The sequence below is a fragment of the Clostridium frigidicarnis genome (assembly GCF_900111985.1).
In the GTDB taxonomy this organism is placed as follows: domain Bacteria; phylum Bacillota; class Clostridia; order Clostridiales; family Clostridiaceae; genus Clostridium_Z; species Clostridium_Z frigidicarnis.
The window spans coordinates 40,210-53,196 of record NZ_FOKI01000012.1; the positions used below are offsets into that span (position 1 = coordinate 40,210).

The following is a 12,987-nucleotide window of genomic DNA, read 5'->3' on the forward strand; positions in this document are numbered from 1 at the left end:
CTATATTTTTGTTTTTACATAAATCCATTACTTCTAAGAAATTCTTCATCAATTGAAGTTTCTTTTTCATTGTCCTCAATATCTTTAAACCTTAAAAGTCTCTCAACATATTTTCCTATTACGTCACACTCAAGATTTACTAAATGTTTTTCACACTTTTCAAGTAAAATTGTTTCTTCCCCAGTGTGTGGAATTATACACACCTTAAAAATTTCATCATCAACATAAGCTACTGTTAAGCTAACTCCATCTATTGCAATTGACCCTTTTTCAACAATGTATTTTAATATGGATTTATCTGCTTTTATGGTAATCCAAACTGCATTGTCTTCTCTTATCAACGAAACTATTTGTCCTGTTCCATCTATATGACCACTTACTATATGGCCTCCAAGTCTTTTATTTATACTTAATGCTCTTTCAAGATTAACCCTATGTCCTATAATAAAATTCCCTAAATTGCTTCTTCTCAATGTTTCAGCCATAACATCAGCATGAAAATAATTTTTTTCTATATTAGTTACAGTAAGACAAACACCATTAACAGAAATACTGTCTCCTAAAATTGTATTATTTAACACCTTATTTCCATTTATAATAAGTTCTGATGATTTGTCACCTTTTTTTATAGCTTGAACTACTCCTATTTCCTCAACTATTCCAGTAAACAAATTTTAATCACCTCTTTTTATATAATTGCTAACACCCAAATTCCTAAATATAAGGCACATGAAAGAAAATACCAAGTCCAAGATGCCATGTATATTTTGTGTCAGACAAGGAAGTGATATTAGTTCATAGTACAAGCTATGGGCTAATATTACTGACGCAGTATGATACAAAATAGACTAGCATACTGACTTGTTATTTTTTTGAATGTGCCTAAACACTGGTGTACTGACATATAAATTTTTCTAAACTTCACTGTTGATTTTAAACAAACTTCATATAAAACTAAAAATTACTTAATATATCCTTCAATAAATATATCCTGTCCTATAAGTGATAAATTCATGTTTTCTATTTTAAAGACATCCTTTAAATTTTCTATTCCCTTTCCACCTACAGGAGTTTTAGAATTTTCTCCTCCAATAATTTTAGTTGCAATATAAACTTGTATTTTATCTACTATGCCTTCTTCTAAAGCTGAAAAATTCAATGTAGACCCTCCTTCTAAAAGCAAGCTATCTATATTCATTTCTCCTAGTTTAGTCATTAAATCATCTAAATCCACTCTATTATTTTTAGATTTTGTAAGTAATATTTCTACTCCCTGTTTTTTTAGTTCTAAACCCTTTTCATTATTTAATTTCTCAGTACAAGCAATAATGGTTTTAACCTCATTGGCACCTTTTATGACCTTTGAATCCCTTGGAATTCTAAGTGTACTATCTACAATTATCCTTATTGGATTTTTTCCGTTTTCAATTCTACAAGTAAGCTCTGGATCATCTTTAATTACTGTATTAACTCCAACCATAATTGCACTTACTTCATTTCTTAACTTATGCACCTGTTTTCTGGACTCTTCTTTAGTAATCCATTTCGATTCTCCTGAAGATGTAGCTATTTTTCCATCTATGGACATGGCTGTTTTCATAATTACAAAAGGCTTTTTTAAGGTTATATATTTTATAAATACCTCATTTAGTTTTTTACATTTCTCTTCTAAGACCCCTGTAACAACTTCTATTCCTTGTGATAAAAGTTTTTCTATTCCTTGTCCTCTAACAATTGGATTTGGATCAACCATTCCAATTACAACTCTACTAATTTTTTTCTCTATGATTTTTTCCACACAAGGAGGAGTTTTGCCATAATGAGAGCATGGTTCTAATGTTACATACATTGTAGCTCCTCTTACATCCTCTAAAGCATTATTAAAAGCGTTTACCTCTGCATGGCTTTTCCCATATTCTTCATGATATCCCTCAGCTATTACTTTTCCATCTTTAACAATAACTGCACCCACCATTGGATTTGGATTAACTTTACCTGCTCCTTTTTTAGCTAATGCTAAAGCAATTTCCATATATTTTTCATCCAATAAAATCACCCCTTATAAAGTAAAATAGTGGCTAAGCCACGTTTTAAGTGACGAGTAACAAATTGTGGTTGCAACTTGTCACTAATTTAAAATCTCTTTAAATGTAGATTCTATCAACATTTTAGAATACTAAAACTTCTATAAATCCCCAAAAATTAAAGCCCTAAGTTAAAATAACTCAGGGCTTGAAGTTCTTTATAATATTTAAATTTATTTAGTAAATCAAGACTTTTTATAGTATTCATGAATCTATATTTATTCTTCTTTTTATTGTATATTTTCAATATATTAAATTCACCACTTTTTATTAAAAGTTATTACTTTAAATTAATTTCAACTTGTAACAAAGATGGTTACACCTTTTTTCAAGTGGCAAGTTATGAGTTACAAGTGACAAGTTGTGGTTGAAAATCACAGATTTTCTTTAATAATATTTTTATTTTAGAAATCTTTCTGAGAAGACTTCATCCTCAACTTGTAACTTATCACTTGCAACTTGTAACTAATTAAAAATATACTGAAAATAAACAAAAAAGCTCTGAAATACATAATATTTCAGAGCATTGTACACAAAATAAATATAGTTATACTTAAATTACTAAATTCATTTAAATTTATCTTCTTTCATCCAGACTTTACTGTCGGCTTCGGAGTTTAACCGAATCTGCCATTAAGGCTCGCGGGCTTTACCGCCGGTAGGGAATCTCACCCTGCCCTGAAGATTTATTAAGTTTATAGTTTTATATTATTCCTTTTTTTTCATCCTGTCAACTAATATTTACTCCATTACTATCATTTATTCCATATCTAGTGTCTCTAAGGCACATAAAAGAAAATAACAAGTCCAAGATGCCATGATATTTTGTGTCAGACAAGGAAGTGATATTAGTTTATAGCATAGGCTATGGGCTAATATCGCTGACATTTATATATAAATGCCACTCAATAACTATAAAACATGAGCTATTCTATCTAACTTATCATGATTTTCTACTTTTAAAACCTTATGGCTTGCATATTAGCATTTGTTAAACTTTAACTCGTTCAGTTATAATATAAATAATTTCATAGAACCAAGATAAATAGTCAATTTCTCTGTTTTCATTTATAGAACTTTTTACATAGTCAACCATTTCTACATCATCAGTAATAATATTGTCAACACCCATATAAATTGCATCTTCTATTCTAGAGTCATCATTTAAAGTCCAAACATGCACTTCTTTACCTAGAGCATGCATTGCATAAACTAACTCTCTTTTAAGCATATCATATTCAATAGATAGGAAATCAACATTTAATTTAGTAAAATCTCCAACACCAAAAGATAATATATATCCTACTGTAAGTGCTGGATCATATTTTTTTATTTCCTGTAATGAATCATAATTTAATGAAGAAACCACAACTTCATTTGTCATTTCATACTTGTTTATTAATTCTGCAACCTTTTTCTCTAATAAGTCATCCCTTTTATTAGGCTTAAGTTCTATATTAAGCTTGATTTTACCCTTTGAATATTTTAAAACCTCATCTAACATTGGTATTTTCTCATCTTTAAATTCACTTGAAAAATATGATCCATTATCTACTGTTCTTACCTCTTCTAAGGTCATGTCCTTAATAGATCTATTTGTTCCATCAATTCTTTTCAAATTATTATCATGAAATACTACTACATTACCATCTAAAGTTGTCATAACATCGATCTCTGCGTAATCTGCTCCCTCTTCAACAGCTTTTTTTATTGATGACATACTGTTTTCTGGTGCTTTAAAACTACTTCCTCTATGTGCCGTTACCTTAACATCCTTATTAACTATTTCACTAAAAATTTCATTTATTGGACTAATTAAAAGCATTGATATAAAAACAATTAAAACTATAGTGTTTATTAATGCCTTATATTTGAGAACTGTATTATATACCCTGTTATTTATGTATTTTTTATAATCATCAAAAATCCTCTCTTCTGCATCATAATTTCTATAGCTATAATAAACTTCAACTGTAAATGATACAAAGGCAGGAATAGCTATTAATGAAATGAGTACATATATTATAAAAAATAATGCTACATATATCCACATAAATATGTCGGCAGCTACACTATTAACACCCATTAATTTTATTACAGTAGTACCAATTGTTACATATAAGAATAGACCTACTATATTTATAATTGAAGTTACTAATATCCATAATATTAAATATCCAAGTATTCTCCACTTGTCTCCCCTATATATTTTAATACTATTTTTAATAGCTTTATTTATCTTTACCTTTTCTATAATAATAGAAGGTATTGCTAGTATCCATCTTAAAAGTAGTACAATTAAAATAAATATAAACACCCCAACTATCATTTTTCCACTTGATGTCTTAAATAACTCAATGGTAACAAAGGATGGAATTTTTAAATTCTTAATTAAAGAGCTATAAAGACCTACTCCTGTTAATGGTCCTATTACTCCTACCACTAGCAAAATAACTATAATTCCCATTCCTAGTGTATCAGGCATTATCTTAATACTATTTATGACAGCTTCCGATATTTTAACCTTTACTCCATTATGAGATTTAGCTGCTACATAGGTCAAAACTGCCATTTCAATAAATATTGCTATAAAAGAAACTATCATTATTAACCCAAAATAAAAGGCTCCATTAAAGGTTAATCCAAATTTCAACAAATCCTTATTGGTTATATTATACACTCCTATATTACCCATAAATTTATTTAAAATAAATAAATTCAATGGAATAAATAAAAATAATGTTATTAATCTATAATATATCTCAAAAGTTGCAACCTCTTTTATATTAAAAATAAAATTTTTATAGGTTTTTCTTATTATTTTCTTTGTTTCGCTTTTTTCCTTCATATTATGCCTCTTTTTCTAAAGTTTATTTTCTATGTATTAAACGCAAACTAATTATAGTTGAAAACAAGTTACCATGTCCACTATGATTACTTCTTTCCTTTATTTAAAATTTCTTATTAAAATCTCTAAGCTTTGCCTTATTATCTACAATGTATAATATTACAATTGCCTATAACCACTAACTAAACCATTTAACTCTAATCTGTAACTCTTAATTTGCCACTTGTCACCATTGTACCTATATTAACAGCAAAATATCAACTACTTAATAAATTCTTAATATTGTTTAAAACTATTGTTCCTACTATTTTACTTATAACTTTAAGTTCAATAATTAGTTTTACCAACTAGATTTTTAATATTAGTTTATATATACGCAAAATTGATTTTCCCAAATGTAATATAAAGTGGATATAGAAATGCCTCTTAATCATATTAAAATAAAACCTTCATTACATTTAAATAATTGATATTCTAACTTTTATAGTTTAGATTTCTTATACAACAAAAAAAGTGGATTCTTATAGAATCCACTTAGTTTCTTTTGCATTTTAATTAGTTATTAAGTATTATAAACTTGCTTCCTTATTTTCCTCTACTTCTTCAAAATCTTTTTTCCTTGTATATGCCATAAATATTACTAGTAAAATTAAAGCAAATAGTGCTCCTATTATATTGGATACTGAAGCATTTAATTTTAACCCCTCTGGTGCTTGTAAAATATATGCACTAGTAACTGCTGACATAAATACTGCTGGTATGGCACACATTAAGTAATTTTTTTTAGCTTGTACCATGTACGCTGATGCTGCCCATAACATTATCATTGCAAGAGTTTGGTTTGCCCAAGAAAAATATCTCCATATTATAGTAAAATCTATCATAGTAAGGCATATTCCAACTGCAAATAATGGAAGAGCTATTTTAAATCTATTACCTATTTTATTTTGTTTCATTGATATTGCATCTGCAATTGTTAATCTTGCACTTCTAAAAGCTGTATCTCCTGATGATATAGGACATGCTACAACTCCTAGTATAGCTAGTATTGCTCCAACTTTACCCATTAAAGTATTAGAAATTGTATTTACAACTGCTGCTGGTCCACCATTGGTAATAGCTGTTTGTAATCCTTCTGTTCCACCAAAGAATGCCACTGCTGCTGCAGCCCATACAAGTGCTATAACCCCTTCTGCAACCATTGAACCATAAAATATTTTTCTTGCTTCGCTTTCTTTTTGTACACATCTAGCCATTATAGGTGATTGTGTAGCATGGAATCCTGAGATTGCTCCACAAGCTATTGTTATAAATAGATATGGGAATATAGGTGTTCCTTTTGGATGAAAATTATTTAATGTAACTTCTGGGATATTATAATCTCCAACTACTATTCCTATTCCAATTCCTAATGCCATTATAAGTAAACAGGCTCCAAATATAGGATATATTTTTCCTATTACTTTATCTATTGGAAGTACTGTTGCGGCTATATAATAAATAATAATAACTATTATTAATATGTTTCTATCTATACCCGTTAATGTTTTTAATAAATCAGCTGGTCCAGTTAAGAATACTACACCTACTAATATTAATAATACAACTGAGAATACTATCATTATTTTTCTAGGAATCTCACCTAAATACTTACCTACTAACTCAGAAACTGATGCTCCACCGTTTCTTATTGAAAGTACTCCTGTAAAATAATCATGTACTGCTCCTGCAAAAATACATCCTAAAACAATCCATAAAAATGCTGCTGGTCCCCATAAAGCTCCTGAAATTGCTCCAAATATAGGTCCTAACCCTGCTATATTTAAAAATTGAATTAAAAATATTCTTGGCCATTTCATTGGCACATAGTCTACCCCATCTTGCATTGTCTCAGCTGGGGTTAAATTTTTGTCATCTGTACCAAATGTCTTGTCTACAAATTTACCATATACAAAGTATCCAACTATTAATAATACTAAAGACGTTAAAAATGAAATCATTTGCATTCATCTCCTTAAAATACTTATTATTCCTACGTTATCTTTATTATATTTAGTATTATTAATTTTAAAAATATATATGGTACTAAGTGTATATTGTCGACATGAATTGCTATATATAGGTATGAAATGATATACATTTCTACAAATTACATGCTTAATAGCCTTCTAAATTCCTTTATATTTCCTCTACTAACTGGAACTTCCTTGTTTATATCCTTTAGTCTCAACATAAACGTACCATTAAACCAAGGCATTACTTCCTTTACCTTGTCCAAATTAACTATATAAGACCTATGGCATTTATAAAACCCATCAGGATTTAGTTTAGTGGTAATTTCAGATATTTTATTTTTAGATAAAAACTCTCCATTTTTAGTAACAACCTTGATTTGTTTACCATTTGCTTCTATGTAATATATTTCTTCTGTATTTATTACGTACATTTTTTCATTATCTAAAACAGTTATTTTATCTACTGTTACTTCAGATTTTAAATTCTCCTTAAGACTTTCCTCAATCCTTTGTAATGATGATAAAATTCTTTCTTCAGAATATGGTTTTAAAAAATAATCAAAGGCTTGGATTTCAAAAGCATCTACTGCATATTCTTTATATGCAGTTATGAATATAATCTTTATTTCACTGTTCATTTTATGCACTATCTTTGCTAAACTTATACCATCTAATCCTGGCATACTTATATCTAAAAAGGCAACATCTATTTCATAACTTTCAATATATTTTAAAACATCTATTCCATTATCAAATTCTTTAACAATTTCTAAGTTGCTAAACTCTTTTATAAAGTATTTCAGCTCTTCTCTTGATGGAAATTCGTCATCTGCTAATATACACTTCATAACATCACCCCACCTTTTGTTTTATTGTAAAACTTATTCTTGTACCATGTTCAAGTCTTTCTATTTTAAGGCCTTTTCCATATATAAGCTTTACTCTACTATGAACATTATGTAATCCTATTTTATTTTCATCTATTTCATTGTTATAAATTTTATTTATAATTTTATTTTCTATACCACACCCGTCATCCTCTATAGTTACTCTAAATCCATCATTAAGTTTATTAGCCATTATCCATACATTTTTCCCATATACACCGTTTGAAAGACCATGTTTTATAGAATTTTCAACTAATGGTTGTATAATAAGTGGAGGAACCTTTATATATTTTGCCTCCTCATCAATATGATAATGAACGTTAATTTTATCTCCAAACCTACATTTTTCAATGTAAATATAAGACTCTACCTGATGCATTTCATCCTGAAGCTCCACTAACTCTTCTTTAAATTCTATATTGTATCTTAGATAATTTGCTAAATTTATTATAAGTTCCCTAGCTTTATTTGGATTTATTCTTACAAATGAAGTTATTGTATTTAATGAATTAAACAAGAAATGAGGATTTATCTGAGCTTGTAGTGCATGAATTTCAGCTTTATTTGCCATTTCCTTTAGGTTTTTTATGTTTCCAAGCTGTATTTGAATTGATATTAAATTACTTAATCCTAATATAAGATATTTTTTTCTTTCTGTAACATCACTATCTTTTGTAAAATAAATTTTAAGTACTCCTATAATTTCCTTGTCATATTTAAGTGGAGCTATTATTCCAGATCTTGTTTTCAATCCATTTATAAATTTATATGGCTTACACACTAGTTGATCTGATATAAACATAGCCTCTCCAGTTTCAATAACTTTTTCAGTGTGGTCACATATTTTTTTATTTCCTATTTTAAAATTTTCATCTCTTGAGTCATATGCTAATACATGCTTTTTATCAGTAATTATTACTGCTTCTCCATGAAGTCTAGTCCTTATAATTTCACATACCTTTTTTAAAGATTCTCCATTTAAATCTTTAAAATAAGGAAGGGTTTCATTTGCAATCTCTAAAGCCAGTTTAGCTTGCCGACCTGCAATTTTCTCTTTTTCTTTTAAAATATTATCTATAATACCTATTACCATAACTACCCCTAATACATTTATAATTGCCATAGGAATATAAATTACCTTTATAATTTCACTACCATTAGGAGTTATTATTCCTATTAAAATCATACTAAGACTTTCAACAATTATGGCAGAGCCTGCTCCAATTATATGTTTATTGCTATAATTATTTTTTTTACATATATATCCTGGCATAACTCCAGCTACTAAAGTAGTTATTGCACAAGGTACTGCCGTTGCAGACCCCATACCTATGAAAATTCTATGTATACTTGCAATTAAACCTGAAATTCCACCAATTAAAGGCCCACACATAATTGAAGCCACTATTATTCCTATATTTCTTATATTAACTATTGATTCATAATAATTAACTCCAAAATAAGTTCCTAAAATACCAAGACATGAAAAAATACTAGATAGTATGAAGATATCTTTTGGCGTATAAATCTTATGTTCCAATGACTTTTGAAAAGTTTTACTCTTAGATATAGTAAATGCAATTAAAACAATATATCCCAAATTATTTATAAGGGCATTTGTTAATGTCCACATTATCTTTAATCTCACCTCCACTTATTTAATCATCAAGATTTTATATTTATATAATGGCTTTTTGAATGTGCCTAACTTGCAAATCTTGTCACTATATGCTTATTATAGCTTAATTTTTCTTTTTATTAAACCTTAGTAATACCACATAAAAAGAGACCTACAACCTTTAAGTAAGTCTCTTTTCATAAAACTTAATTTACTTATGAATTACGCTATTCGTCAATTTTCTTCTTGTTTCTACCTCTTGTGCTACTTGTAATATTCTTACACATGCACTTATACATCCACTTTTTAAAAACTAAATAATATTAAATAATTATTCCATTTGTAACTATTATGATAATTAAGGACGTACCATCTAACTCTTGCAACTTGTTTGTCACTATTTAAAAAGTTTTAACTTACAAAACAAATTGTTCTAATAAACTATAAATATTAAGCATCAATTTTAAAAATAGTATCTCTTATATTTAAATCTATATCCGAAATGCTACTTTTAGCTTTGTCTGTATTATTTTCATGTGATTTCTTAATTGAATAAAAATATTCTACTAATATTTCTTGTTCTTCCATTGGAATAATTGGAATTAAAATATTTTCTAAAACTTTCAAATCCATATCCTTAACCATATTTGCTCTTTTAGCTTCAGTTAAATATCTTTGCCCCAATGCTAACTGCAAGAAAAGCTTTACATAGTAAGGGTTTATATTTTCCTTAAATCTTATACAAAAGACATGAGAATCAATTGTTGTAGTTCCTTCTTCTCCTTCAAAAACTGCTATATTATCATGTCCATCATTGGAACATACCAAAACATCCCCTTTTTTCAGCATATAGCACTCATAGTCTTTTATGTTAAAAGTTTTAATTTTTTTTAAAGTTCCATAGGAAATTTTATTATTACTAATCTTCTCTCTAGTAATTACAGAAATGTTGCCTTTTTTGGTATATGGCTGCAGAAAATGTCTGCCGTTATATAAGGTGTGTTTTATTTTTCTTATTGGTAATTTCTCTATATTGCTTTTCATAAAATTGAAAACCTCATCATTATTTCTATTTAAAATAACTTCAGGATTCCAGTTTTTAAGTCCCATTAAAACCCTTTTGTCAACTAATTGCTCTTTTAATAGCTTAAAATTTCCACCATATCTTGTATAAGTCATAAATTTTGTTTCACTTGGTACCTTACCCTTTCTATAAAGTTCTTGTGATTTTATTGATACAAAATAGGTTTTCATAGTTCTTTTAATAATATGTTCCTTATCTGTACACTGAACTATTTTATCCACATGTGCTTCTTTTAAAAAGTATTGTCTAGCTTTTGAATCGTTAATATTACAGACTAACCCACCATGAGTAATAGCATGAATTACACTTACTTTTCCTATAGAATATCCAATATCATCTAACCCATGTTTGCTCCAATTTTTTCGATTTGATAAGTCTAGCACATAACTAACTCCCTTTTTAATAGACTTACATGAATGCTCAGTTTCTACTATTTCAACATTTTTCATTTCTAAAAACATTTTTTCTGCTTTTTTTCGTAATATCCTATCTGTAACAGTTATATAATATTTTTTATTAGAATCTATATATTTCTCAAGAAGATGTATTACATAATCAGCATAATAAATTAATATACATTGTTTATTCTTTGCATCATCACTATTTAATGCTAACCCTAAAGTAAAATCATCAATGTTTAAGTTATTTCTCATGAGTCACCCTCCTAAAATATTTATTTTAATTTATTAAAACGTTTACTAACGGTTGTAAATACTATATAGTGTTATATTTTAAACCGGTCCTATAAGTTAATATTACCACATCAAATAATTAATTTCTTTAAATATTTAAGTTTCAAAGAGTTATATAAAGGGATTTACTCAATTTATCTAACTATTCTTACATTATTTAAAGTATACATGCAAATTCCTATGGATATGAATTTTTGTGTGATTTTACAATAGAATGATTTTCTATTTATTTTTAAACTAGGAAATATTTAAATAAAACATTATAATATATACATATGAATAAATTTTTACTATTTTGTACTAAAAGGAGATATTATTATGGCAAATTTATTGGAGATAGTAACAATAGGTAATCCTGTTTTAAAAAACACTTCAGAAGAAGTTGTAGATTTTAATAGTGTAAAAGAACTTTGTGAGGATATGATTGAAAGTTTACCCTCAAACGGTGTTGGACTAGCTGCTCCTCAAGTTGGACAAAACCTAAAAATATTTGTAGCAAAATTGAATGATGTAAAACGTGTGTTTATTAATCCAAAAATTTTAGAGAAATCTGATGAATTTATTGATGGATATGAAGGTTGTTTAAGTATCCCTGGATATCTAGGAAAAGTTAAAAGACATAACTGGGTAAAACTTGGCTATTATACCTTGGAAAAAGAATATAAAGAAGAGGTTTTTGAGAATTTTCAGGCCAGGATAATGCAACATGAATATGATCATTTAGATGGTATTGTGTATCTTGAAAAGGTTTCCCCTATTAATAGTCTTTCCACAGAGGAAAGTTTTGTAAAGTACATAAAAAAATCTCAACCCAAAACATAATCCTTCTTATAGAAAGCCTATCTTATTGGACTTTTAAATTTAAAAGCCATGAAATATAGATTAAAATCTTAATTTTATGGCTTTAGTTCTCTTCATTGTTTATAATAACATACTATAAAAACTATTTTATTTATGAACTATTAAATACTAAAGATAATTATTTAATCTATACTGTTTATACTTTTCTTTTTTATATAAAATAGCATTTTTAGGACAATTATGTATGCATTTAGTACACATCATGCAATTCCTTTTAAAAATTATTCCATTCTCATTAAGAACAATATTATTTTGTGGACATTGTCTTACACAAAGTCCACAACGAATACAATCATCATCTACTGAGAAATTTTTTCCCATAAACTTAGCCATAATTGAAAAAGTCTCAGCTAATAGATCTTTTCCTAATATACCCCGTGTCTTTACCTCGATTTCTTTAAGAGCATTATTATTTATATCTATAACTAATTCTTCAATTTGATTTTCTACATTTTTAACCATAGTTTTAATTTCTTCTTCTGTATTCTCATTGTACTTGCCAAAATAAAAACTTTTTGGCATTACGTAGGTTTCCTTAGATAAAATGTCATATCCCTTTTTACTTAATTTTGCCCCTAATGAATGAACTCCATTGGCATTCATGAGTCCAGCTGATGTAGAATAAACTATTGCCTTTGTATTTTTCTTTGTTTCAGGTACATTTTTCATTACCCATCTAATTAATTTTTCTGGTACATTTCCTGCATAAATAGGACCCCCAATTATTAATAAATCCGTATCCTCTTTAAGATTTGTTTCACTATTAATATCTAAGCTTAATACATTAAAATTTATCTTTTCAAGTTTATCTTTTAACTTCTTTGCTATGTATTCTGTGTTACCACTACCTGAAAAATACACTATTGAAACCTTCATTTGTTCTCCTCCATATTAATGA

Annotated in this window: 9 protein-coding genes and 1 riboswitch; of the genes, 1 reads left to right on the plus strand and 8 read right to left on the minus strand. The window is 27.8% G+C overall.

Annotated features, from left to right (window positions below; genetic code table 11):
• Nucleotides 1–14: 14 nt before the first annotated feature.
• The 7 genes from ribE to BM119_RS09210 all read right to left on the minus strand — a co-directional run bounded on the left by ribE (nt 15) and on the right by BM119_RS09210 (nt 11,189).
• Nucleotides 15–671, minus strand: coding sequence for a riboflavin synthase (gene ribE / locus BM119_RS09180; RefSeq protein WP_090040838.1), 657 nt, complete (start codon nt 669–671; stop codon nt 15–17).
• Between the two features lie 290 nt (nt 672–961).
• On the minus strand, nt 962–2,047 hold the full coding sequence (ribD, locus tag BM119_RS09185; protein ID WP_090040840.1) for a bifunctional diaminohydroxyphosphoribosylaminopyrimidine deaminase/5-amino-6-(5-phosphoribosylamino)uracil reductase RibD: 1,086 nt from the start codon (nt 2,045–2,047) through the stop codon (nt 962–964).
• A 612-nt stretch (nt 2,048–2,659) separates the two neighbouring features.
• Nucleotides 2,660–2,774: riboswitch (FMN riboswitch) on the minus strand.
• A gap of 301 nt (nt 2,775–3,075) precedes the next feature.
• Nucleotides 3,076–4,932 carry a glycerophosphodiester phosphodiesterase gene (locus BM119_RS09190; protein WP_090040842.1) on the minus strand — a complete coding sequence of 619 codons (1,857 nt, stop codon included), beginning with the start codon at nt 4,930–4,932 and terminating at the stop codon, nt 3,076–3,078.
• Nucleotides 4,933–5,501: 569 nt separating this feature from the next.
• Nucleotides 5,502–6,932 (minus strand): carbon starvation CstA family protein, encoded by a 1,431-nt coding sequence (locus BM119_RS09195; RefSeq protein ID WP_090040844.1) that lies wholly within the window; start codon nt 6,930–6,932, stop codon nt 5,502–5,504.
• 149 nt (nt 6,933–7,081) lie between these two features.
• Nucleotides 7,082–7,795: a LytR/AlgR family response regulator transcription factor gene (locus tag BM119_RS09200; protein ID WP_090040845.1), complete on the minus strand. Its 714-nt coding sequence runs from the start codon at nt 7,793–7,795 to the stop codon at nt 7,082–7,084.
• A 4-nt stretch (nt 7,796–7,799) separates the two neighbouring features.
• Nucleotides 7,800–9,467, minus strand: coding sequence for an ECF transporter S component (locus BM119_RS09205; RefSeq protein WP_090040847.1), 1,668 nt, complete (start codon nt 9,465–9,467; stop codon nt 7,800–7,802).
• A 435-nt stretch (nt 9,468–9,902) separates the two neighbouring features.
• On the minus strand, nt 9,903–11,189 hold the full coding sequence (locus BM119_RS09210; protein WP_090040849.1) for a restriction endonuclease subunit S: 1,287 nt from the start codon (nt 11,187–11,189) through the stop codon (nt 9,903–9,905).
• 357 nt (nt 11,190–11,546) lie between these two features.
• Between BM119_RS09210 and def the strand changes: the two genes are divergently transcribed.
• The gene (gene def, locus BM119_RS09215) at nt 11,547–12,050 is read left to right on the plus strand and encodes a peptide deformylase (RefSeq protein WP_090040851.1); all 504 of its coding nucleotides are present in this window, start codon (nt 11,547–11,549) and stop codon (nt 12,048–12,050) included.
• Nucleotides 12,051–12,197: 147 nt separating this feature from the next.
• Here def and BM119_RS09220 read toward each other — a convergent pair whose 3' ends face one another.
• Nucleotides 12,198–12,965 (minus strand): EFR1 family ferrodoxin, encoded by a 768-nt coding sequence (locus tag BM119_RS09220; protein ID WP_090040853.1) that lies wholly within the window; start codon nt 12,963–12,965, stop codon nt 12,198–12,200.
• Nucleotides 12,966–12,987: the final 22 nt, after the last annotated feature.